Origin of the sequence: Paenibacillus sophorae, from assembly GCF_018966525.1 — a bacterium.
Taxonomy (GTDB): Bacteria; Bacillota; Bacilli; order Paenibacillales; family Paenibacillaceae; genus Paenibacillus_AQ; species Paenibacillus_AQ sophorae.
On sequence record NZ_CP076607.1, the window covers coordinates 1,309,856 to 1,332,324 of the forward strand.

Below are 22,469 nucleotides of genomic sequence, written 5' to 3' on the forward strand. Positions count from 1 at the left end.
AGTCTAAGCGGCGCGTTAACCGCTGCATATCCCATAATAGCCCGAATGAAATCAATGATGCCCAAGCCGGGCATCATTTTGTTCTAATACAATTTTACCGATTGTTTTTCCAGATTCAATTTTAGCATGGGCAAGTTTCAAGTTCGCAGCATTAATCGGCGATATTTTCTCTGTAACAGTGGTGCGAATTTTCCCTTCATCAACAAGTTCTGCTAACCGATTCAGCAAACGATGCTGTTCTTCGATATCCTCTGTATTAAAAGTTGACCGTGTGAACATCGTCTCCCAAACAACCGTAACGCTCTTACTCTTCAATAAGCCCAGCGCAATTGGCGCTTCATTTTCCACGATGAGGCAGATTTTTCCCTGAGGAGCGATAACCTCTGTCATGTTGTTCCAGTGTTGATCCGTATTGTTCAGGCAAAAGATATAATCCACATGGTTGAAGCCGATCTTCTGCAACTGTGGAAGAAATGCCTCGTAATGATTGATCACAAAATTTACTCCTAACTCATTAACCCACTGAATCGATTCGGGTCTGGATGCCGTTCCGATTACAGTAAGTCCTGCTAGATTGGCGATCTGCACGGCGATTGATCCAACGCCCCCTGCGGCGCCTATAATCAGAATCGACTTGTTCCTGTTCGCTTCAGGATCCTGAGAAATGCCAAGCCTGTCAAAAAGACCTTCCCAAGCAGTAATCGTTGTTAGCGGCAATGATGCGGCATTTGCAAAATCCAGTGATGCCGGCTTTCTCCCTACAATCCGTTCGTCCACTAAATGAAATTCGCTGTTGCATCCTGATCGAATGAGGCTTCCTGCATAAAATACCTCATCTCCCGGCTGAAAAAGTGTGCATTCCGGTCCGACTTGCTCGACAACGCCAGCTACATCCCAGCCGAGTACATAAGGAGGCTCTCCAACTTTATTATCGTAGGCGCGTACAATTGGATCGGCTGGGTTTACAGAGATGGCTTTTACTTCAACCAAAATATCACGCCCTTTTGGGAAAGGCTTTGGTACTTCTATATCTAACAGACTTTCCGGATGTTCGATCGGCAGATACTTATAAAAACCGACTGCTCTCATCATTCTTGGCTTTTTACTCAAATCAATCATCCCTTCTTAATGTTGATTGCTCTTAGCGACTTCATTATATTAAAATTAGTAACATTCAAAAAGTACGCAAATAATCCATATTAAGTATCAGAAATAATACCTAGAAGGGATGTTCTGGATGTTAAATCCTCCAAGAAAAAAATGTCCGGTTGAAACAACCTTGGATGTTATCAGTGGAAAATGGAAGGGGGTCATTATCTATCACCTGTTGAGCGGGACAAAGCGGTTCAATGAACTTCGAAGGATTTACCCCCAAGTCACTCATCATACCCTTACACTGCAATTGAGAGACCTTGAACGAGAAGGTATCATTGAACGAAAGTCTTATAATCAGGTACCCCCTAAGGTAGAGTACTCGTTAACAGAGTTTGGAAAAACACTGGAACCCATTATTTTATTAATGAAAGAGTGGGGAGATCAATACGATGAAAGAGTAAGCCAAAGTCATCAAATGGAGATTAATGTGGATGAGCAATTGGATTCATGAGGAAATGTAAGGATTGGCTCGAGCGGCTCAGTTAATGGGCTGCTACGAGCCTTTTTGATATTTATTGGCATGCATGGCATGCGACAATATAACTCCATGCAGGTAATCCTCATCGGTTGATTTCAGATTATTTTTTATGGCCTCCGGCTGTGCCCTGGTTAATGATCGCGCGTGTGAAAACTAAAGAATACCATGTAAATATTTGAGAGTATTTGGAAAATTCCACAACAAACAGCGAATATCTGCGTCTATAAATAAGTATGAAAGGGGGACCCAAATCGACATCTGTCGCACAAATCATTGAGAGGTGTATTATGAAAAAGCTCGTTATGGCTCTTGCCTGTATAACGTTTCTGTTTTTGTTTGCAAGTGTGAGCGTTGGACAGGCAAATGCAGATGCTGCCATTCGCCTTTACTTAGACAACAAATTGCTTCAGCCGGAAGTTCCACCCCGGTTGGTGGGGAACACTACAATGGTTCCATTGCGGATCGTGTCGGAGGAGCTTGGCGCAAAGGTGTCTTGGAGCCAGGCTGACAAGCAGATAACCGTGAAAAAAGACGAACTGGTGCTTCGGCTTTACATTAATAATACCAAAGCCTTTGTTAACGGAGATTCTTATCTATTGGAGACGGCTCCTTTGCTGGTAAAGGGAAATACGTTGATTCCGGTTCGTTTTGTCAGTGAAAATCTGGGACTGGAGGTTATCTGGGATAATTCAAATCGCTCTGTCAGTCTCATCAATACAGGGGAAGTCGCCGTTTCGGGGAGCCTTCCTGATAAAGCGTCTTCGCTGGTTCATGCCGGATCAGCCCCGACGCCTGGCCTGTCAAGCTCTGCGGCTGCTTCCGCTAGTCCCGGTTCTCCCAAGCCGACTCCAAGCCCAAACACTGGAAATTTCTCCTCTCAGCCTTCGGAGACAATAAAGCCGGGAACCTCCTTTAGCCCTTCGCCATCGCCGGCAAATGACGGCATTACCGGGAATCTTCCGGTAGTCAACCGGATTGAACGGAGCGAAGACGGGCTGAAGATTGCGGCAGAGGGAGGCAGCATCAAACCTGGCATTAGTAACTTGTCCGATCCTGAGCGGCTTGTAATCGATGTTCCGGGAGCAACCCTGGGTCAAATGATGAATGGGGAGAACATGGTACAGAACGGAGAAATTCCTGTCAAGGATTCGTACATAAACAAGATCCGGTACAATCTCTTCCAGGGCAATCCTTCCGGCGTCAGGATCATAGTCGACCTGAAGCAAAAAGTACAGTACAATTTGCTGGAAAGCCAAGAATTGGGAGAATGGACATTACAATTAAGTCCAACGGATACAGATACGAAGCAGTATCGGGTTGTTCTTGATGCTGGTCACGGGGGAACAGACCCAGGTAATACGTCGGTGGGAGGACGCTTCGAGAAGGAATTTAATCTTGCTATAGTTTTGAAGCTGGCCAAAGTTCTGGAGGAAGACTCCAATATTTCTGTCTTTTTGACCAGACAAGACGACACTGCTGTGAAACGGGCAGATCGTTCAACTTTTGCCAATAATCTTAAAGCCGATATATTCATCTCTATTCACGGCAACAGTTATACGAAGCAGTCTGCTTCCGGAACGGAAACTTACTATACGCGAGATGACAGCAAGGAGCTGGCTGATGTGCTTCATCGGTATATTGTACCGGCTACCGGTTTCATTGACCGGAATGTACGCAAGTCGAACTTTCAGGTGACCAGGGAGACAGTTATGCCCGCGGTACTGTGTGAAATCGGTTTTATGTCCAACCCGCAGGAAGAGCGGACGATGTGGGATAAACAATTCCAATTGCGGGTGTCTGAAGCCATAGCATCCGGTATTAAAGAATATCTGCAGGTTCCATAAGGAGGGGTTCACAATGCGTATAATTAAAACCATTGTGCTGTGCTTCGCCATTGGTTTGACCTTAAGCATAGCGGGTTGTGGGGATAGAAAAAACGGTACTGGCGGTTCTCACGATCCGGTAGTTTCTTCTCCCGCTACGGCGGATCCTGCGGCTTCCCCCACTGAAGCTGCTGAGAAGGAAGAAGCGATTGCAACGTATTACGGGAACGCTGATGCGACTGGTCTCGTCCAAAAGGAAACGGTTATTCGTTATTCCAGGGAAACGGATAAATATCTGGCTGCTTTGAATGCTCTTAAAACAAGCCCGGAGGATAAGGTTGTTTCGTTATGCGCTAACACTACCTTCCTGTCTGCCGAACTGGACTCCGGCAAATTGACTGTTGATTTGCACTTGCCGGACGAGGATCGGATGGGGGCTTCCGGAGAAGAATTGTTGCTGAAAGCTTTGCGTAATACATTGTTCCAATTTAAAGAGGTGGAAACCTTTGAGGTACTGGTGGATGGACAAAAAGTTGAATCACTGATGGGGCATTATGATTTACCTTCTCCGTTTACACGCAGCGAGAATTAAAAGGAAATCCATTAAAGCGCAAAAGAACGTCCCTATGGCAAAAGGCCCGGGGACGTTCTTTTTGTCAACCCGATTTATCTATTGATTCAGCAGGTTCTTGGTCCTGAGAGCTTTTCACTTAAGCCTTCAGCACATCATGATCCACATATCTCGCGCCGTTCAGCTCGCTGATGACGTTAATCGCTACCTTCGCGCCGTCGCCCGCCGTAATGACGGCATGCACGCTAACTCCGGCAACGGTGCCTGCGGCCCAGATGCCTTCAACGTTGGTCTTGCCGGAAGCGTCCACGGCGACAACGGTCTTGATTCTCGGCTCCGTGCCGTCCTTCGTTTCGACGCCCGCTTTGGCGGCAAGATCCGTCAGCACGCCGGTAGCCAGAATGACATGCTTGGCCTCATAGGTCGCGCCGCTATCGGTTTCAATAGCAAAGCCGTCTCCACTTTTGCTGATAGAGACCGCCTGTCCCGCGATCAGCTCCGCTCCGAACTTCACCGCCTGCTTGTGCCCGGTCTCCACGAGGTCGGGCCCGCCAATCTCGGAAATACCGTAATAATTCTCATACCAGCCTCTGCGGGTCATCCCTTTGTCATTGTCGATAAGCAGCGTTTTCTTGCCAGCCTTGGCGGCGAACAGCGCAGCGCTTGCGCCGGCAGGACCGGCTCCGATTACAGCGATATCGTACATATGATTACCTCCTAAAAGTTTTGCGGGGCATAAGCTCCTTGAAATGGCAACGCAGCAAAACTCGCATCGAAAGCATAGGCTAAGTTTTGCGGAGCATAGGCTCCTCGAAATGGCAACGCAGCAAAACTCGCATCGAAAGCATAGGCTAAGTTTTGCGGAGCATAGGCTCCTCGAAATGGCAACGCAGCAAAACTCGCTTCGTATCTATGTCGCTTCTATTATATCGTTAGTTACTGGTTCTTTGCCAATGCCTGCAGGCAGGGCAGGATCACCCGGAAGGTCGTTCCTTTACCAGGTGCGCTGGTAACGCCGATTTCTCCGCCATGCGCCTCAGCTATCGATTTCGATATGGACAATCCGAGCCCCGAGCCGCCGTACCTGCGGGCACGGGAAGGGTCACTGCGGTAAAATCGGTCGAACACATGGGGGATATGCTCCGCAGGGATACCGATTCCGTTATCCCGCACGGTCAGCTCCGCACGGGAGCCGATAGGCTGCAGGGAGACGGTCACTTTGCCTGTCTTGGGGTCGGTATACTGCACTGCGTTCTGGAACAGATTCAAAACCACCTGCTTGATCTTGTCAGGATCATACATACCGCTTATGCCGCAGGAGATATCGAAGACGAGCTCGCGGTCTCCGGCAAGCATCTCTAGCTGTGGACGCAACTCGCAAATCACTTCGTCCAATCGAAGCTCTTTGGCATGAAGCTGCGGAGCGCCGTCCATCCGGGACAGCAGCAGCAGGTCCTCCACCAGCTTGTTGATTCGCTTCGATTCGCCGTGCATGCTGTTTAGCGCATGATACAGCTGGTCCTTGTTATCTGCGGCTCCCCGCAGCAGCACCTCCAGAAATCCGTGAATGGAGGTCAGCGGCGTCCGAAGCTCATGAGAAGCGTCAGCCGCAAATCTGCGCATCTGCTCCTTGGCTTCCCGCTCGCTCTGAAATGATGTCTCAAGCCGCTCCAGCATGGCATTGAAGGAATGGGACAGCTGGTCGATTTCGGTCTGGCCCTGCGAGGCCAGGAACCGGACATCGAGATTTCCGGCGTCGATCACCTGGGCGGTCCTGCCCATATTGGACAGCGGCCCGAGTGTCCTGCGGAGTGCGGGCAGATACAAGAGAGAGCCGCCCAGCAGAGCCGCCGCGGACAGAGCGGCATAAATCAACAGCTGACGCATAATAACGTCGCGCAGCGAAGCCGTATCCATTGTCATTTGCAGGACGCCTGTCGGATGAAAAGGGCGGCCGAGAATCATGAACACGGCCAGATGCTCGGTTCCGTCCTCTGCGGTCAGGAGCTTGTAATCGCGAGTCACTCTATACACGGGATGCGCAAGCAGCTGATTATATTCTTCATCGGTCATCCGGGGAGCGGACGCTTCGTCCGCTGTTTCCGCCTGCAGATCGGTGAAGGTGCCGTCTGAACGATAAAGGGCGATCATAGTATGGGCATCCAGCAGCAGAGGGCGCCGTCCTTCGCCCCAAATGACGCCCGGACCGCCTTCGCCGGTGGGGCCGCTGGCCTGGCCTGATGCTGCGCTGCCGCTCTCTGAGACGGCGCCGGGGGACTCCGGACTTTCGCCTCCGGGATCTGTGCCGCTGCTTCCTGGATCTGTTCCTGCTTGCGGGCCTTCCGCAACGGCTCCCGGGAACGGAGCAGCAATGTTCGCTTCGCGGTCTTCCGCAAGCTCGGAATAGAACTCGCGTGGCACCGACCTGATCTGCGCTTGCATGGCTTCCGCCCTGCTGGCATAGAGGAAGTTCCGCATTAACACATATTGGAGCACGCCGATGAGCAGAAGCAGCCCTGACAGAATCAGCAGCGAGATGGCGAGCAGCCGCCCCCGGAGCGAGCGCGGAGGATGCAGCCGCCTCCGGAAGAAGGGCAAGCTAATCATATCAGATCCACCCGGTAGCCCGCGCCGCGCAGCGTGCGTATGATGCGGTGCTCTTTATCGCCCAGCTTCTCCCGCAGAGAACGGATGTATACTTCCACGATATTCTCTTCTCCCCCGAAGTCGTATCCCCAGACTTTATCAAGGATCATGGGCTTGCTCAGCACAAGCCCGTGATTGATGACCATGTGCTGCAGCAGCTCGTATTCCGTTGGAGACAGCTCAAGGACCGTCTCCTTGAAGCGGATCTCCTTTCTCCGGTTGTCGATGACGAAGGGGCCGCAGCGCACTTCGCCGAGCAGCCCTGGGAACTGGTTGCGCAGACGCGCCTGAATCCGCGCCAGCAGCTCGTCGAAGCTGAAGGGCTTAACCATATAATCGTCGGCCCCGATAGACAGGCCTTTGACGCGATCATCGATCTCATCCTTGGCCGTCAGCATAATCACGGCGACTTCCGCCTCCTCGTTCCTGAGATGCCGGCATACATCGAAGCCATTCATGCCGGGCATCATAATATCGAGTATGGCTACATGGGGTTTAAATTCGTTGGCAACCGCCAGGGCGGATAATCCGTCCGGCGCCGTTCTTACATCAAATCCTTCGTTAATGAGGCCCAGCTCAAGAAACTGGAGGATGTGAGGCTCATCGTCCACCAGCAGCAGACGGACACCTTGGTGCGCTTTCATGGCTATCCCTCCATGCCATATATTTAACATGCTATTTTTATGAGTTTCGGGGTCCCCGCAAAGTAATTGGAATAAGCTGCGAAGGTTAGGCTTCACTTTGTGGGGCTCGTTATATTATGCCATAGGAACTTGAACGTTTGCTGAAAATTACCTTACATATTTGATCCGCAAAAATCTTTCACAGGCCCTCAAATTGGTTAATATTAAGTATGTAAGAAATTTTCGTTCTTCATCCCGTATGCCGATAGAACGGTTGATAAGGAAACGATTACAAAAAAAGGGGTGGCGACGAGAAGGGATGGCGGAAAGCCGCGGTGCTCCAACTATTTTTTTTATTTGGGAAAGGGTTTTGACGAAGGGTATCGAACACTTTACAATAAGGATATAGAGCCGGAACCGAAGTGTTCCCCGTTTAGCTCCGGCTATTGTCCGATCCATTCCAGCCTTCCCCGTTTTCAAGACTTTTTCAAGCTTCCTACTCTAATCAAAAAGTTCAGAATACCCGGTTTAAAATGTCCTGTCATCCCGTATTATTCATTAAGAGCGTTTTTACACGCTGTCTTTGCTACGCACCAATCATTTTATCTTATTTATGGAAGAAGCTTTACTACCCCATGTCAAGGAGGCTTTTCCAATGAAGAAAAAAGAAATGGTAGCCATGCTTTTGGCTGGTGGTCAAGGGAAAAGATTGAAGGGCTTGACCAAATCGATTGCCAAGCCCGCTGTCTATTTCGGGGGCACCTACCGGATCATTGATTTTCCGCTTAGCAACTGCACGAACTCTGGAATAGACACTGTTGGTGTATTGACTCAATACGAACCTCTTGTTCTGAGTTCTTATATCGGCATTGGCAGCGACTGGGACCTCAACCGGAAGAATGGGGGCGTATTCGTACTCCCTCCCCATGAACGTGAGGATGGAAGCAACTGGTACCGGGGAACGGCTGATGCGATCTACCGGAATCTTAAATTTGTCGATCAATTCGATCCTGAGCATGTGCTCATTCTTTCCGGCGATCATATTTACAAAATGAACTATAACGCTATGCTTCAATATCATTTGGAAAGAAAGGCCGACTGCACCATTTCGGTCATAGACGTTCCGCTTGAGGAAGCAAGCCGTTTCGGCATACTGAATACGGAAGAAGATCTCAAAATCTACGAATTCGAGGAGAAACCCTCAAAGCCTAAGAGCACTTTAGCTTCCATGGGGGTTTATATTTTCAAGTGGGATGTTCTTCGTCGTGCCCTTTTGGATGATGGAGAGGAATCGCATTCTTCCCATGACTTCGGCAAAGACATCATTCCGTCGCTGCTATCGAAGGGCAAAGCCATGTACGCTTATCCGTTCGAGGGCTATTGGAGAGACGTCGGCACGGTAGCCAGTTTGTGGGAAGCCAATATGGACCTTCTCAGCGATAATCCGCCGCTTAACCTTAATGATCCTTCGTGGAGAATCTTTACCCGCAACCCGAACCAGCCGGCACAGTATGTGGCTCCGGGTGCGAAAGTATCGGGCTCCCTTATCAATGAGGGCTGCATCGTTCGCGGGGAAGTGAAGCATTCCGTACTCTTCTATGGAGTCGAAATTGGCGAGGGCAGCGTAATCACGGATTCCGTCATCATGCCCAAAGTAAAAATCGGCAAAAATGTCCGTATCCACAAAGCCATCATCAGTGAGAATACGGTAATCGAGGATTATATGGAAATCGGTACGGACCGGGAAAACGAAGACGAAATATTGTTAATCGATAATCGCAGCAAAAAACGGAAATCGGTCCCGGCGAAAACCATATAATCTTAAAGAGGACGGTGGAACTCGATGAAACAGCTCTTGGGAGTAATTAATCTTGATCACGAATTGGACCATTTAAATGAACTAACGTATTTCCGCTGCGGTGCAGCCGTGCCTTTTGCCAGCCGCTACCGGCTGATTGATTTTGTCCTGTCCAATATGATGCGCGCCGAGCTGGAAAGCGTGGGCCTGTTCGTCCGACGCAAATACCGTTCTCTGATGGACCATCTTGGCGACGGAAAATCATGGGATATGAACCGCAAGCATGGCGGACTGTTTATCCTGCCTCCCGATTGGAACGATCCGACCGATACGTCTCTCGGAGATTTGCAGCATTTTCATAACAACCTGGATTTCTTCAAACGGGCATCCGCCAAATACATCGTGCATTCCGGAAGCCAGCATATCAACACGATCGATTTTCAAGAGCTGTACAGCTATCACTTGGAAAAGGGCGCCGATGTCACCCTTGTATACAAAAAAATCGACCATCTCGAGCCGGAGCATGATCCCTGCCTGCGTCTTGAAGTGGATGAGGATGGCAATGTGCTGAATATTCATCATGAGAAGAACCATCCGAATATCTATATGGAAATGTTAATTATGGAAAAAGAGCTGTTTCTGGAACAGGTGGAATACTGCATCGCCCATGGCGAGAGCTACTTTTTCCGGGACGCTATTCAAAAAAGACGCGACAAGCTCAAAATTGCCGCTTACGAATATACGGGCTATCATGCCGTTATTAACTCTGTGGCCAGCTATTACAAGAACAGCATGAAGCTTCTGAATCATGATGAGTATACCGACCTGTTCCACGACAACCAGGTTCAGACCAAAATTAAGTACGAAGCCCCGACCCGCTATCTGGAAAGCGCCAATGTCAGCAATTCGCTGGTGGCGAACGGCTGCATCATCGCCGGCACGGTGGAGAACAGCGTCATATTCCGCGGTGTCCAGATCCGTAAGGGAGCAAGGGTTGTGAACTCCGTCGTCATGCAGAAGTGCGTCATTGAAGAAGATGCTGTTATTGAGAATGTCATATTGGATAAGGACGTGCAACTCAGCCGGGAGCGGATTCTCGTCGGCGACAGCAAACGGCCGTTCGTCATTGCCAAGAGCAGTAAAATGTAAAACGGTTTCAACCGAAAACGTCATTGTCAGGAGGAACCTGCTTGTTGTTTACCGATAAAGAAGCATTCAAAAAAGCATTTGTCGATGATTTGGTTGGGAAGCTGGGTAAGCCGCTGGAGGAAGCCTCTAATGCCGACGTTTACCACATTCTAGGCAGTATGGTCCGCGCACAGGCCGGAAAGAACTGGGCGAATACCAATCTGAAGTACAAGGACGGTAAGGAAAAGCAGGTCTACTACTTCTCGATGGAGTTCCTGATCGGCAGGCTGCTGGGCAATAACCTGCTGAATATGGGCGTTCTGGAGATGGTACGGGACGGACTTGAGGAACTGGGCTTCTCTCTTCAGGAAGTCGAGGAGGAGGAGGCGGACGCAGGCCTCGGCAATGGCGGCTTAGGGCGGCTTGCAGCCTGCTTTCTCGATTCGCTGGCCTCCCTGCAGTATGCGGGACATGGCTGCGGCATACGCTACAAATATGGCCTGTTCGAGCAGAAGATCGTTGACGGGTATCAGGTAGAATTGCCCGATTACTGGCTGCAAAAGGATAACGTGTGGGAAGTGCGCCGTGAGGACAAGAGTGTGGAGGTTAGGTTCTGGGGTCGCGTCGACGTCGATAAGGTAGGCGAAAAACTTGTGTTCCGGCACAAGGATTACGAGACGGTGCGCGCAGTGCCGTACGATGTGCCGATCATCGGCGCCGACCGGCGGCATGTCAATACGCTGCGCAATTGGAGCGCCGAGTCGATTCTCCAGCCGAACAGGGGCTTTGGTCCGGATACGGGCACCGATTACCACAAATTTCTCGAATACAAACGGGCTGTGGAATCCATTTCGGAATTCCTGTACCCGGATGATTCCGAGTACGAGGGCAAGCTGCTCCGCCTGAAGCAGCAGTATTTCCTTTGCAGCGCCGGCCTGCAGAGCATCCTGCGCTTTTACGGGAAGCTCGGGCTTCCGCTGTCGGAGCTTCCGAATAAGGTGGCGCTGCATATCAACGATACGCATCCAACGCTAGTGATTCCGGAGCTGATGCGGATTCTGATGGATGACAGAGGTCTGGAATGGGATGAAGCTTGGAACTTAACGACGCGCATGGTTTCCTACACGAACCATACGATTCTTAGCGAGGCGCTGGAGAAGTGGCCGGTGAACATGGTGCGGGAGTTAGTACCCCGGGTCTATCTCATCATCGAGGAGATTAACGCAAGGTTCTGCGGCGAGCTGATGAAGCGGTATCCCGGAGACGATAACCGGATCGCGCAAATGGCGATTATTTATGACGACCAGGTCCGGATGGCGCATCTGGCGATTGTGGGCAGCCACAGCGTTAACGGCGTAGCCGCGCTGCATACGGAAATTTTGCGGAAACGGGAAATGAGATTGTTCGACGAGATGTATCCGCACCGGTTCAACAACAAGACGAACGGGATTACTCATCGCCGCTGGCTGATGCATGCCAACCGGGATTTGGCCGGTCTAATCACCGAGGCGATCGGTCCGCGCTGGACGACCCATCCGCAGGAAATGATCGGCTTGATCAAATATTGCGAGGATGCTTCGTTCCAGCAAAAGGTAGCCGATATCAAACGGAAGAACAAGCTGCGTCTGGCGGAATACATCAAGAGCAAGCATAATGTCATGGTCGATCCGGACTCCATCTTCGATGTCCAGGTCAAGCGGCTGCATGCTTATAAGCGGCAACTGCTCAATATTCTGCACATTATGCATCTGTACAATCAGATTAAGGCGAGTCCGTCACTCGACATGGTGCCCCGCACGTTTATATTCGGCGCCAAAGCGGCTCCGAGCTATCATTTGGCGAAACGGATTATCAAGCTCATCAATACCGTTGCCGATATCGTCGCCAAAGACCCTGACGTGAAGGGTAAAATCCGTATCTTCTTCTTGGAGAACTATTCAGTATCCCTGGCAGAGAAGATTATCCCGGCGGCTGATGTCAGCGAGCAGATCTCGACGGCGAGCAAGGAGGCTTCCGGCACCGGAAATATGAAGTTTATGATGAACGGTGCGCTGACCATCGGAACGATGGACGGAGCCAATGTCGAGATGAATGAAATGATCGGCAACGACAATATGTTCCTGTTCGGACTGCGCGCAGAGCAGGTAATGGATTATTACCAGTACGGCGGATATTATGCCCGCGATATGTATAACAGTGACAGCCGGTTGAAAGAAGTGCTGGACCAGCTTATCACGCCGGGGCCGATCTGCTGCTACCATCAGGATTTCGAGAATATTTTCCATTCACTGCTTGATAATAACGACGAATTCTTCGTGCTTAAGGATTTTCCGAGTTATGTTGAGACGCATGTGGAAATCGACCGCGCTTACCGCAACCGGAGCGAATGGCTGAAGAAGTCCATTATCAATATCGGCCATTCCGGCAAGTTCTCAAGCGACAATACGATCAGCCGGTATGCGTCAGAAATCTGGAATATCCGGTCTGTGCCGCTCTAAGCCGTATGAAACGAACGACGGCAGAAAGCAAAATATAACGGCAAACGGCTGCGCCCCGAAGATTCGGAGCGCAGCCGTTCTGCTGATATTGATACGGAAATATGGCTATGCGGCAGGCATATAGAGGAACTCAAAGAACCTCGGAGACGATGGCCGCAAAGCGTTCCAGAAACCGTCGTTCCTCATCGTCGAACCGGTGTTTGAGCGGGCTGTCGACATCAAGCACGCCCAGAAGCCGGTCGTCCTTAATCAGCGGAACGACAACTTCGCTGTTGGAAGCGAGATCGCAGGCGATATGTCCCGGAAAGGCATGCACATCGTCCACAACGAGTGTCCGGCGCTCGTTAGCCGCCGTGCCGCAGACCCCCCGGCCCAACGGGATGCGGATGCAGGCCGGCAGACCCTGAAAAGGACCGAGAATAAGCTCTTTTCCATCATACAGATAGAATCCGACCCAGTTCGTGTCCGTGAGAGAGAACTTAAGCAGTGCCGCAGCATTGGCCAAATTCGCGATTGCATTCGGTTCGTCTTTCATCAAAGCACCAAGCTGAGTCAGCACGGATTCGAACCGCTCGCTGCGCGTGCCGTCATAGGGCATAGCCTGAAACATGGAGCATCACCTTCCTATACATGAAGTCAATCTTGAATGAGCAACTGTTGTACCTAACAACATAGTACAGCCGCCGAGCAGCCGTCAAGCCTTGGCGCAGTTTTGTCAAATTCATACAATCGGCTGCCGTTGCCTCTCCCGTATCCATCCGTGTTTCCGTCCGGCGGCCAAGGGGTAATAAATCAATAAATAAAGGAAGGCTTAATGGCCGGAAGGAGTGAAACATGCGCGCCGATGTACAGAATATGTTCATAGGAATCCACATGCTTTATAATGCCCGCGAGCGGGACCTGACGGTAACGGATATGCAGACTGAGCTTGAGAATTACGGATACAGGATAGGTGAGCGTGAAGTAAAGCAGGAACTGGAGCGTTTGACGCAGGACAACTTTCTGACCGCCCATGGCGAGGAGTACAGCATTACGGGTACGGGAATCGAGGAGTATAAGGAAATTCTGGCCAAGCTGGATCTCCTGCATAGCGAGGTTATGAAACCGGTCAAGACTGCCGATACTGCGGGCTGAACTAAGGAAGCGGGCTTTGCCCGAGCCAAGGCGAAAGTGGAATGGATTATTATAATGGCGCCAGTAGGGGATGCATACCGCGTCCTATACGGGCGCTATTTTTTGTTGGTTCGAAAATGAGGTATAATTAACGGGTTAAAAAGGGGGCGAGGAGATGGAGGAGCACAGCGGAATAGCACCCGAGCTGGCTGGCCGCAGACTGAAGCTGCGGGCTTTAAGACAGGAGGATTCCGGCGCGCTTCTTCGCTGCTGGTCCCATCCGGAGGCGGCTTATTGGCTTGGAATCAAGCCGCTGGCCTCCAAGGCGGAGGCGGAGGAACTCATCCGGCTGCTCCTGGAAATGGAGCGCCAAGAGGAGAGCCTGCGCTGGAGCATTGAGCTCTCCGGCGGGGAGGTGATCGGCAGCTGCGGCTATAACAACTGGCAGCTGACGGGAGCCTTCCGCGGCGAGGTGGGCTGCGAATTATCACCGGCGTTCTGGGGCCGGGGGTATATGCGCGAAGCGCTGGCGCTGGCGCTTCGGTATGGCTTCGAAGAGATGAAGCTGAACCGGGTGGAGGCGCAGTGCCATCCGGCCAATCTTCGGTCAGGCCGGCTGTTTGCTTCGCTCGGGTTCCGCAGGGAGGGAACGCTGCGCGAGTACCGCCATACACCATCCGGGTTTCAAGACGTGGATTTATATGCGCTGCTGCGCCGGGATTGGCGCGATTTGATAACCCTAGAGAGAGAAGGATAATCATTCATGATGCTGCGAGGAACGTCAGAACGTGGGCTGATCTTGACGGGGGTGCTGCTGGCAACCTTTCTGGCCGCGATTGAAGGCACTGTTACCGGGCCTGCCGGGCCGGCCATAGTCGGTGATTTTGAAGGCATGCAGTGGCTCAGCTGGATCTTCACCGCTTATTTGCTGGCAATGGCGGTAACTACGCCGATTTTTGGCAAAGTCAGCGATCTGTTCGGCCGGAAGCCCGTATTCCTCTGGGGCGCGGCCGTTTTTCTCGCCGGCTCGCTGCTGTGCGCCATGTCGCAGAGTATGGAGCAGCTCGTCGCCTTTCGCGCGCTGCAGGGGATGGGAGCGGGAGCTCTGATACCAATGACGTTCACGATCATCGGGGATATTTACAGCATCGAGGAGCGGGCCAAAACTCAAGGCATGCTGAGCTCGGTATGGGGAATTTCTTCGCTGGTCGGCCCGCTGCTGGGCGGTTATGTAGTCGATTACTTAAGCTGGCGTTGGGTCTTTGTCTTCAATCTGCCGTTTGGCCTGCTGGCGATTGTCTTTATCGCCCGCTACTTGAAGGAAGACCGGATGCGCCGCAAGACGGAGATCGATATATTCGGCGTCCTGTTGTTCGCGGCAGGCATGGGCTTGCTGCTGTTCGGCTTATCCACCGGGGGACAGAACTTTCCGTGGAATTCGCCGCTGCTGATCTCCACGCTTGCGGCATCCGTACTGCTGCTGGCCGCTTTTTGGGCAGTGGAACGGCGCGTCCCGGAGCCGATGCTGCCGCTCGGCCTATTCCGGGTCCGTAACATCGCCTTCTCGACGGGCTCCAATCTGTTAATCAGCACACTGGTTATCGGGCTGTCTACTTATGTGCCGCTCTGGGTGCAGGGAGTGGACGGAGGCAGCGCGGCATTGTCCGGCCTGTTGATTGCTCCGCTGTCGGTCGGATGGATATTTGGCTCTGTGGCTGGCGGACGCCTAATCCTGCGCGCGGGCTCGCGCCGAACAGCGATGCTGGGCCTTGCGCTGATCTTCACCGGAGCCTTCGGCCTTACGCTGCTGTCCCAAGGCTCACACTCCTTACCTTTACTTGCCCTGATGCTGCTCTGCGGCATAGGCTTTGGCTACTGCTCGACCGTCTTTACGATTATCGCCCAGTCTTCTGTAGGGCACAGCATGCGCGGTGCTTCAACGGCGCTGAACACGTTCACCCGCTCGCTGGGGCAGACGGTTGGGGTAGCCGTGTTCGGTTCATGGCTGAACCTGCGGATCGACCAGCTGCTGAAGGGCTCATCTTCGGGCGGGATTACGGGAGAGGATATTAATAAGCTGCTGAACCCTAATGCCGGAGCTGAGCTTTCCGGTACGGGGGGCAGCGTCCTGCGGACCGCGCTCGAAGGCGGCCTGCATTCGCTCTTTATCGTTATGGCGGTTATCGCCGCGCTGTCCCTGCTGATCTCGGCGGGCCTCCGCAGCGGCATTCCGGTGTCGGAACAGGAGAGCATCGCTTTGAAGAAAGCACAATAAGGGCGGTGTACGGCAGAGATTGAGTGGAGCCGGGCAGCGCGCTAGAAACTTTGAACGAACGGGAAATGAAATCGCAAAAAAAAACGGCTGCGCCGCCCTTTGATGGGCTGTGCAGCCGTTTTTTGTTGAAATATAAGACTTTATAAGCTTCGCGCTTATCGTTTGGTCTTATATTTTTACGAGAAACGTACCTGCGTCTTAAAAAGACGCCGTCAGGCGTTTCTTCTTATCCCGCCAAGATTAAAGAAGCCTGTGAGGCGAACCGGTTACCTTTAAATATCGCCTGTGGTCCCCAAACTGCAGGGAGCTATTTCCGAGGAAGAGGAGACAGCTTCTCAGCCTGCAGCCCCATCTTTTTCAGCAGAACGATCATCTGTTCTTTCTCCTCGTCATTCAGTCCGCTGAACGCGAGGTGAATGCGCTCCGAATATTTCGGATACATGTCGTTCATCAGACGCTCGCCCTCCGTAGTCAGCTCCGCAAAAATAACGCGGCGGTCGGTGGGGCAGGGCTTGCGCTGCAAGTAGCCGCGCTCTTCGAGCTTGTCGATGACGTAAGTAACATTCCCGCTCTGCAGCAGCAGCTTGGCGCCGATCTGCTGGATTGGCTGCGGTCCCTTATAGTAAAGCACTTCCATGACGGCAAAAGCCGTCGGATTGAACCCTTCAATTTTGCTTCCTATTACGGCATGTTCATTGATGCTCTTGAAAGACTTGGCGAACACCCGGTACAAGTGCAGCGTCAGCTGGGTATCGCGTTCATAGGATTGTATCATGCATCTCTCACCCTTTATTATTAATTCTTCTTGCGGGCCGCCCGCAGGGTTGAACAATCTCATCCTGAAAGCAAGGGACCTGTGCAGCGAACCTGTATATATCCTTACAATACGTGAATAAATGGCAGAAAAACATGTGATTTGTCACAATGAGCACACTTTTAATTATTAAAAATCAAAATGCTTTCAGTCCCTATACCGAGACCAAAATCAGCCCGGGCGGGTAGCGGCGATTACACCTCTGGACGGATGGATAAAGTTTCCTGTTGTCTTAATATGGCCTTATGAAGCAAAGGGACGATAGGAGTGGTATTGCAATGAATAATCAGAGCTCTGACAATGAACAAAAAAGCAAGCTGACGCTGAGCCGCCCGCTGGTGCTGCTGCTCTCGGCGCAGCTCATATCCAATGTGGGCGATTGGCTCCATGTGCTCGCGCTGCTGACGATGGTCGGCTTGAAATGGCACGCGACGCCCTGGGAGATTACCGCCATCTCGCTCTGTATGGCTGCTCCGATGCTGCTCGGCGGACCTTTCGCCGGCGTGGCTGCCGACAGGCTGAACCGCAAGGCGCTGATGATCGGCTCGGATGTGGCCCGTGCGGTTATTGTGGCCTCACTTGTATTCGCCGGATCGCTGACTCAGGTTTATGTGCTGCTGCTGCTCAAGGGAACGATGGATGTGATCTTCTCACCGGCCAAGAGCGGCAAGCTCAAGGAGCTGGTCCCCGCTTCCCAAATGGATGCCGCAGTTGCGATGAGTTCTTCCGTAGAGCAGATCACGAAGATTCTTGGTCCCGCCCTCGGCGGTCTGCTTGTGGCGATGTTCGGCATCTCCGCCTGTTATCTGATTGACGCGGCAACGTTTCTGGTATCGGCCGTGATTCTGATCGCTCTGCCACGGGACCGCAGAGCGGGGTCTGCGGTCCGGACGGAAGGCCGCGCTGGTGAGCGGCAGTCTTTCCGCCGGGAAATGGCTGCCGGTCTGCGGATAATTGCCGGAATGCCCGCCGTGCTCAGCGGCATTCTCATGCTCGTATTAGTGCTGCTCGTGCTGAATATCGCCGATTCGCAGCTCGTGACGCTGTTCCGGATCATTCCCGGCGTTAGCGGCGATCTGCTGGGCTGGTGCGTAGGGGCAAGCGGGCTCGGTACTCTGATCGCGGCGCTGCTGGCAAGGCGGATGGGCAGCTCCCGGCATCCGCTTCTATTCATGGGCATTGGCGCGGCATTGATGGGAGCGGTATTCGCCGGCGCGGCTGTGGCGACCGCTACCGGCAGACCGGGGACGGTTATTTATATCATTTTGTTTTCCGCTTTTCTTCTGGCGGGAGCCGGAGCCGGGCTTGTCTTCATTCCGTTTCAGGCGATGCTGCAGAAACGGACGCCTGAAGCCTACACCGGCAGGGTCTTTGGGACGGTGGGCAGCCTGACCAGCACATCTGTCATTCTGGGTCCGGTAGCCGGCGGAGCGCTGGTTACGGCTTCAGGTCCGGTATTTGCCTTTATCGTTTCCGGCCTGCTCACCCTGCTGCTTGGCGCGGCAATGCTGTTGCTGCGGGGATTGATCGAACGCTGGGATCGCGGGGCCGGCGCGGGAATCCCGGAAGAACCGGCTGCCGTGTAATCTTAAAGAATCGCTGCAAAAGCTGTGATCAAATGGTAAGATGTGTATTAGCGTCTGGAGCGGGATTGCGGCGTAGATAAGAAGGTGAATGGTTGGAATCTGAATTGGAACTGAAACGGCAATTGAAGAATATAAGGGATGCTCGTGGGGCGAAGGTTTTCTTGAAGTGGGACAAAACGGAAGAGTGGGACCAGGAATATAAGATTCTTACGAATGTGAAAAGCCTGCTGGGCAGCCTTTATTTCCGTTTGCGAACCTCAGGGCCAGGGGATGAAGGGGCCTCTATTATAGAGGAATTGCGAGTTCGATTAATGGAGCCTTATCTATAACGTTTTTGGGAGATGGAACGAATGGCAGAGCGGGAAGAAGCGGTAACGGATTTACCGGAAAGGGAACAGGAGCATGTACAGGAACAGGAGATGACGGAGCGGGATGAAATTGTACTGGATGTTTCCATAGCCGAAGCGGGATATGAGGAAGGGGATGTCCGCATCGCGGATATTTCGTTTGAGGTCCGGCGCGGTCAATTGCTCGGTCTGATCGGTCCGAACGGAGCCGGAAAAAGCACGACGATCAAGACGCTGCTCGGCTTGCTGAAGCATGCGAAGGCTAAGGTGGAAATCGGCGGTTCTGGCGGCGGTTCTTACGCCTATGTGCCGGAGCAGCCGGTCTTTTACGAGGAGCTGACGCTGTGGGAGCATCTTGACCTGTCGGCTGCCGCTTACGGACTGGACTATGGGAGTTTCAAGGAGGCGGCGGAGCGGCTGCTCCGCCAGTTCGGCATGGAGCATGTGCGCAATGACCTACCGGCGGGCTTCTCCAAAGGGATGAAGCAGAAAATGATGCTGATGCTCGGATTTCTTGTACAGCCTGACGTCTATATCGTAGACGAGCCTTTTATCGGACTCGATCCCCGCGCGACCAAAGACTTCTTGCGTCTGCTGGAGACGGAGCGGCGGCGGGGGGCGGGAGTGCTGATGTCAACGCACGTGCTGGATACGGCGGAAAAGATCTGCGATTCGTTTGTGCTCGTATCCGCCGGACGCGTGGCGGCCTCCGGCACGCTGGAAAATATCCGCGCAGCGGCGGGGCTGCCGGAAGCCTCGCTGTTCGACTGCTTCGATGCGTTGGCATGATGGGAGGGAGACGTTAGCCATGAGCAACTTAGACGAAACCCGCGGCGGCTATGGCATCCGGACTCCTGGCAGCCTGCTGAGGAGGCGGCTTGGCCACCACTGGAAAGAACAATGGAGCATCATCCGCACCGCCGCGGACTGGACGGTTCTTCTGTACATCCTCATCCCGGGCGGGCTGCTTGGCGGAAGATTTTATTACGGGTTCTGGAATGAGCCGCTTCCGGCATGGGTTACGATGCTTCCCTATGCCGTCCTGCCGGCGCTGCTGGCCTTTCTGATGCAGGGCGGCATGCTGCTGCTGCTGCATGAAGGAGACCTGCTGTTCTTGCGGCAGCGCAAGAAATGGATAGGGACGGTCATGCTTGGCGGAATTTTGTACAGCCTGTTGGTGACAGCGCTGAAAATTACGGCAGGCTTTCTGCTCCTGCTGCCGTTTCTTGTTCGCGGCTACGGGCTAAGCGGGACGGACGCGGGAGCGCTGCTGTTTCTGAGTCTGTGCTGCGGGACATGCGTCAAGCTGCTCACGCACAATGTAAGGGTACAGAAGCAGGGCTGGCGCAGGTGGCTGTGGATGCTGCTCGCCGCATGGCTGCCCAGCGGGCTGTACATTCGCGCCGCCGTGGCCTGGAGCGCCCATCCGGCGCTGCTGCTGCTTGCCGCTGCCGTGTATGCGGCGGTGGCGGCTGCCGGGCTGCGCACAAGGCTGGCCTTGCGCGGCACGTTCCTTGGCGACGTTCGCGAGGATTTCAAGCAGAGGATGAAGATAGCGGGACTTCTGCTGAGAGGCGTCATCGATAAGCCGCGGCCGACCCGGCATAAGCCCTGGATCTTCCGTAAATCCCGGCCGCTGCTGCGCTCTAATTCTCCCGAAAACCGGCTGGCCGGCGCTTCCATTAAGGCGTTTATACGAAATTCGGGACATCTTAAACTGTATCTTCAGTTTTCCGGGGTGGGTGCCGTGGCGGTTCTGATGGTACCGGGAATGCTGAAATGGGCTGTCTGTATTGTGCTGGTCTTCTTGATGGCCTCCTGGCTGGTTTCTTACTGGAAAATTTTCGCGGGTGAGGAATTTATCGCGCTGCTCCCGTTCAGCAAAGGCCGGAAAGCGGACGCGGGGAGCCTGGCGGTTCCGATTCTTCTGCTTCCTTTTTCCATATTGTGTGCGGCAGTCGTCTCAGTGCCGCTGTACGGCTGGTGGGGGCTTGCGGTATTCTTACCCGCCGGCGCAGTGATCGGCATTATGGCTGCCAGAGTGTTTACAGCTCTTCGCCTGGCTCGATAAATACGCATAGAATCGAAAACCAGCGTGAACGCAGAGGGACTCTTCGTTCGCGCTGGTTTTGATTTACGGTAAATGGTGTTTCATTTTTCGTTTGATGGGGTAAGTGAAATTGCTCTCAAAAATTAGGAGAACCACCTTCAGGCTTCCTGCTGCGCGGCATGCATTCCGGCTGTATACCCTGTTGAGAAAGCCGCGGTAATATTATACCCGCCCGTATATCCGTGTATATCCAGAATTTCACCGCAGAAATACAGACCCGTCATCAGCTTGGACTGCATGGTTCCGGGATCGATTTCCTTTAAATGGACGCCGCCCCCTGTAACAAAGGCTTCCTCCAGCGGACGGGTACCGTGGACAAGAATCGGCATGCGCTTCAACAGGGAAGCAAGCGCCGCCTGGGCGCTTTTGGAGAGATGGGGGCCCGTAAGGTCGCCGTCGATTCCCGCTTTGGACAGCAAGAGCGGAATGAGCCGTTCCGGCAGCAGCCCTTTCAGCGCGTTGCGGATCGCCTTTTTCGGCTCTGCCTCCAGCTTGTCGCGCAGCTTCGCTTCCAACTCGTGCAGCCGCGAATCGGGGAATAGATCAATCGACATCTCCACGGACTCCTTTCCTGTCTTGCGCTGCACCTGCCGCAGAAACTGGCTGCAGCGCAGCGCAATCGGACCGGACAGCCCGAAATGGGTGAAGATCATATCCCCCCTGTGAGAGATCAGTTGTTTGCCCTTTTCATTCCAGACGGAGAGCGATACGTCGCGCAGGGAAAGCCCTTGCAGTTCTCCGGACCTGATCCAGTTCTCGCGTGATACAATCGGCACTTCCGTCGGGTACAGCTCCGTAATGGTATGCCCCGCAGCCTCCGCCCAGAAATAACCGTCGCCGGTAGAACCGGTATGCGGAACCGATTTGCCTCCGGTCGCGATAACGACCGCCCAGGCCGTCAGCTTCTTGCCGGAAGCGAGCAGAATGCCTTGGACGCGGTCTGGTCCATATAGTATTTCGCGGACGGGACTGTCCGTCATGATCTGAACGCCGAGATCTTTTACTTTGCTGACGAGAGCAGAGACGACGCTTGCGGCTTTGTCGGAAACGGGAAACATTCGGCCGTTATCTTCTTCCTTTAATCTGATTCCCAAATCTTCAAAAAAAGCGACTATGGAACGGTTATCGAAATGGCGAAGAGCGCTGTGCAAAAATCGTCCATTGCCCGGAATATGGGCGATCAGCTCAGCGGTATCCTTCATATTGGTTACATTGCATCGGCCTCCGCCGGAGATGCCCAGCTTGCGGCCAAGCTTGGTCCCCTTGTCAATCAACAGCACGGAGGCTCCGTGCTCGGCTGCGGCTACACTCGCCATAAGACCGGAAGGTCCGCCGCCGATGACGATGATATCATATTCACTCATGAAATGGCTCCTTTAGCAAATTGCGGTGCTGCGGGTAATCTAGGGTCATCATACCATTACCGCCCCGGGCGGGGCCAGTCCCGCTCTTCTTTGACCTTCCTTATTGTAAGTAAACAGGGTATGCTTAATTCTAAGCTTAC

Annotated in this window: 20 protein-coding genes; 13 read left to right on the plus strand and 7 right to left on the minus strand. The window is 53.0% G+C overall.

Annotated features, from left to right (window positions below; translation table 11 throughout):
• Positions 1-51: 51 nt before the first annotated feature.
• A complete protein-coding gene (locus tag KP014_RS06240; RefSeq protein ID WP_036592324.1) occupies positions 52-1,089 on the minus strand; it encodes a zinc-binding alcohol dehydrogenase family protein in 1,038 nt (345 codons plus the stop codon).
• A 148-nt stretch (positions 1,090-1,237) separates the two neighbouring features.
• Between KP014_RS06240 and KP014_RS06245 the strand changes: the two genes are divergently transcribed.
• From KP014_RS06245 to KP014_RS06255, 3 genes are all read left to right on the plus strand, one after another.
• Complete coding sequence (locus KP014_RS06245) at positions 1,238-1,606, plus strand: winged helix-turn-helix transcriptional regulator (RefSeq protein WP_051499698.1); 369 nt, start codon at positions 1,238-1,240, stop codon at positions 1,604-1,606.
• Positions 1,607-1,920: 314 nt separating this feature from the next.
• On the plus strand, positions 1,921-3,477 hold the full coding sequence (locus tag KP014_RS06250) for an N-acetylmuramoyl-L-alanine amidase family protein (protein ID WP_051499699.1): 1,557 nt from the start codon (positions 1,921-1,923) through the stop codon (positions 3,475-3,477).
• 13 nt (positions 3,478-3,490) lie between these two features.
• Positions 3,491-4,048, plus strand: coding sequence for a GerMN domain-containing protein (locus KP014_RS06255; RefSeq protein WP_051499701.1), 558 nt, complete (start codon positions 3,491-3,493; stop codon positions 4,046-4,048).
• A gap of 118 nt (positions 4,049-4,166) precedes the next feature.
• Here the strand turns inward: KP014_RS06255 and KP014_RS06260 are convergent, their stop codons facing one another.
• The 3 genes from KP014_RS06260 to KP014_RS06270 form a co-directional block, all read right to left on the minus strand.
• The gene (locus tag KP014_RS06260; protein ID WP_036592322.1) at positions 4,167-4,733 is read right to left on the minus strand and encodes an FAD-dependent oxidoreductase; all 567 of its coding nucleotides are present in this window, start codon (positions 4,731-4,733) and stop codon (positions 4,167-4,169) included.
• A gap of 230 nt (positions 4,734-4,963) precedes the next feature.
• Positions 4,964-6,634, minus strand: coding sequence for a sensor histidine kinase (locus KP014_RS06265; RefSeq protein WP_036600746.1), 1,671 nt, complete (start codon positions 6,632-6,634; stop codon positions 4,964-4,966).
• Positions 6,631-7,317 carry a response regulator transcription factor gene (locus KP014_RS06270; RefSeq protein ID WP_036600745.1) on the minus strand — a complete coding sequence of 229 codons (687 nt, stop codon included), beginning with the start codon at positions 7,315-7,317 and terminating at the stop codon, positions 6,631-6,633. Before KP014_RS06270 ends, KP014_RS06265 begins: the two co-directional genes overlap by 4 nt.
• A 634-nt stretch (positions 7,318-7,951) precedes the next feature.
• On the opposite strand from KP014_RS06270, the gene KP014_RS06275 reads away from it, so the two are divergent.
• Genes KP014_RS06275 through KP014_RS06285 form a run of 3 tightly spaced genes read left to right on the plus strand, consistent with a single transcriptional unit; the run spans position 7,952 to position 12,720 of the window.
• Complete coding sequence (locus KP014_RS06275; RefSeq protein ID WP_036600744.1) at positions 7,952-9,115, plus strand: glucose-1-phosphate adenylyltransferase; 1,164 nt, start codon at positions 7,952-7,954, stop codon at positions 9,113-9,115.
• Between the two features lie 24 nt (positions 9,116-9,139).
• Entirely contained in the window at positions 9,140-10,243 is a 1,104-nt protein-coding gene (gene glgD / locus KP014_RS06280) for a glucose-1-phosphate adenylyltransferase subunit GlgD (protein WP_036600743.1), read from the plus strand.
• A 44-nt stretch (positions 10,244-10,287) separates the two neighbouring features.
• Positions 10,288-12,720, plus strand: a complete 2,433-nt coding sequence (locus KP014_RS06285) for a glycogen/starch/alpha-glucan phosphorylase (protein ID WP_036600747.1) — start codon at positions 10,288-10,290, stop codon at positions 12,718-12,720.
• Positions 12,721-12,850: 130 nt separating this feature from the next.
• Here KP014_RS06285 and KP014_RS06290 read toward each other — a convergent pair whose 3' ends face one another.
• A complete protein-coding gene (locus KP014_RS06290; RefSeq protein WP_036598750.1) occupies positions 12,851-13,330 on the minus strand; it encodes a GAF domain-containing protein in 480 nt (159 codons plus the stop codon).
• A 224-nt stretch (positions 13,331-13,554) separates the two neighbouring features.
• Here KP014_RS06290 and KP014_RS06295 point away from each other — a divergent pair, with 224 nt between their 5' ends.
• The 3 genes from KP014_RS06295 (at position 13,555) to KP014_RS06305 (ending at position 16,108) form a co-directional block, all read left to right on the plus strand.
• The gene (locus KP014_RS06295) at positions 13,555-13,854 is read left to right on the plus strand and encodes a hypothetical protein (protein ID WP_036598753.1); all 300 of its coding nucleotides are present in this window, start codon (positions 13,555-13,557) and stop codon (positions 13,852-13,854) included.
• A 154-nt stretch (positions 13,855-14,008) separates the two neighbouring features.
• Positions 14,009-14,590, plus strand: a complete 582-nt coding sequence (locus KP014_RS06300; RefSeq protein WP_090834447.1) for a GNAT family N-acetyltransferase — start codon at positions 14,009-14,011, stop codon at positions 14,588-14,590.
• Between the two features lie 6 nt (positions 14,591-14,596).
• Positions 14,597-16,108, plus strand: a complete 1,512-nt coding sequence (locus KP014_RS06305) for an MDR family MFS transporter (protein ID WP_036597422.1) — start codon at positions 14,597-14,599, stop codon at positions 16,106-16,108.
• 307 nt (positions 16,109-16,415) lie between these two features.
• Here KP014_RS06305 and KP014_RS06310 read toward each other — a convergent pair whose 3' ends face one another.
• Positions 16,416-16,883, minus strand: a complete 468-nt coding sequence (locus KP014_RS06310) for a MarR family winged helix-turn-helix transcriptional regulator (RefSeq protein ID WP_036597423.1) — start codon at positions 16,881-16,883, stop codon at positions 16,416-16,418.
• A 317-nt stretch (positions 16,884-17,200) separates the two neighbouring features.
• Between KP014_RS06310 and KP014_RS06315 the strand changes: the two genes are divergently transcribed.
• The 4 genes from KP014_RS06315 (at position 17,201) to KP014_RS06330 (ending at position 20,926) form a co-directional block, all read left to right on the plus strand.
• Positions 17,201-18,508 carry an MFS transporter gene (locus tag KP014_RS06315; protein WP_246590651.1) on the plus strand — a complete coding sequence of 436 codons (1,308 nt, stop codon included), beginning with the start codon at positions 17,201-17,203 and terminating at the stop codon, positions 18,506-18,508.
• 92 nt (positions 18,509-18,600) lie between these two features.
• Positions 18,601-18,837 (plus strand): hypothetical protein, encoded by a 237-nt coding sequence (locus KP014_RS06320; protein ID WP_036590091.1) that lies wholly within the window; start codon positions 18,601-18,603, stop codon positions 18,835-18,837.
• Positions 18,838-18,927: 90 nt separating this feature from the next.
• Complete coding sequence (locus tag KP014_RS06325; protein ID WP_036590093.1) at positions 18,928-19,644, plus strand: ABC transporter ATP-binding protein; 717 nt, start codon at positions 18,928-18,930, stop codon at positions 19,642-19,644.
• A 19-nt stretch (positions 19,645-19,663) separates the two neighbouring features.
• A complete protein-coding gene (locus KP014_RS06330; protein ID WP_175491898.1) occupies positions 19,664-20,926 on the plus strand; it encodes an ABC transporter permease in 1,263 nt (420 codons plus the stop codon).
• A 137-nt stretch (positions 20,927-21,063) separates the two neighbouring features.
• On the opposite strand, the gene KP014_RS06335 is transcribed toward KP014_RS06330, so the two are convergent.
• Positions 21,064-22,329 (minus strand): BaiN/RdsA family NAD(P)/FAD-dependent oxidoreductase, encoded by a 1,266-nt coding sequence (locus tag KP014_RS06335; RefSeq protein WP_090834444.1) that lies wholly within the window; start codon positions 22,327-22,329, stop codon positions 21,064-21,066.
• Positions 22,330-22,469: the final 140 nt, after the last annotated feature.

Bases quoted from the DNA above. Each gene is read 5' to 3' on its own strand.
- KP014_RS06240 (WP_036592324.1), bottom strand. From the start codon at position 1,089: ATGAGAGCAGTCGGTTTTTATAAGTATCTGCCGATCGAACATCCGGAA.
- KP014_RS06245 (WP_051499698.1), top strand. From the start codon at position 1,238: ATGTTAAATCCTCCAAGAAAAAAATGTCCGGTTGAAACAACCTTGGAT.
- KP014_RS06250 (WP_051499699.1), top strand. From the start codon at position 1,921: ATGAAAAAGCTCGTTATGGCTCTTGCCTGTATAACGTTTCTGTTTTTG.
- KP014_RS06255 (WP_051499701.1), top strand. From the start codon at position 3,491: ATGCGTATAATTAAAACCATTGTGCTGTGCTTCGCCATTGGTTTGACC.
- KP014_RS06260 (WP_036592322.1), bottom strand. From the start codon at position 4,733: ATGTACGATATCGCTGTAATCGGAGCCGGTCCTGCCGGCGCAAGCGCT.
- KP014_RS06265 (WP_036600746.1), bottom strand. From the start codon at position 6,634: ATGATTAGCTTGCCCTTCTTCCGGAGGCGGCTGCATCCTCCGCGCTCG.
- KP014_RS06270 (WP_036600745.1), bottom strand. From the start codon at position 7,317: ATGAAAGCGCACCAAGGTGTCCGTCTGCTGCTGGTGGACGATGAGCCT.
- KP014_RS06275 (WP_036600744.1), top strand. From the start codon at position 7,952: ATGAAGAAAAAAGAAATGGTAGCCATGCTTTTGGCTGGTGGTCAAGGG.
- glgD (WP_036600743.1), top strand. From the start codon at position 9,140: ATGAAACAGCTCTTGGGAGTAATTAATCTTGATCACGAATTGGACCAT.
- KP014_RS06290 (WP_036598750.1), bottom strand. From the start codon at position 13,330: ATGTTTCAGGCTATGCCCTATGACGGCACGCGCAGCGAGCGGTTCGAA.
- KP014_RS06295 (WP_036598753.1), top strand. From the start codon at position 13,555: ATGCGCGCCGATGTACAGAATATGTTCATAGGAATCCACATGCTTTAT.
- KP014_RS06300 (WP_090834447.1), top strand. From the start codon at position 14,009: ATGGAGGAGCACAGCGGAATAGCACCCGAGCTGGCTGGCCGCAGACTG.
- KP014_RS06305 (WP_036597422.1), top strand. From the start codon at position 14,597: ATGATGCTGCGAGGAACGTCAGAACGTGGGCTGATCTTGACGGGGGTG.
- KP014_RS06310 (WP_036597423.1), bottom strand. From the start codon at position 16,883: ATGATACAATCCTATGAACGCGATACCCAGCTGACGCTGCACTTGTAC.
- KP014_RS06315 (WP_246590651.1), top strand. From the start codon at position 17,201: ATGAATAATCAGAGCTCTGACAATGAACAAAAAAGCAAGCTGACGCTG.
- KP014_RS06325 (WP_036590093.1), top strand. From the start codon at position 18,928: ATGACGGAGCGGGATGAAATTGTACTGGATGTTTCCATAGCCGAAGCG.
- KP014_RS06330 (WP_175491898.1), top strand. From the start codon at position 19,664: ATGAGCAACTTAGACGAAACCCGCGGCGGCTATGGCATCCGGACTCCT.
- KP014_RS06335 (WP_090834444.1), bottom strand. From the start codon at position 22,329: ATGAGTGAATATGATATCATCGTCATCGGCGGCGGACCTTCCGGTCTT.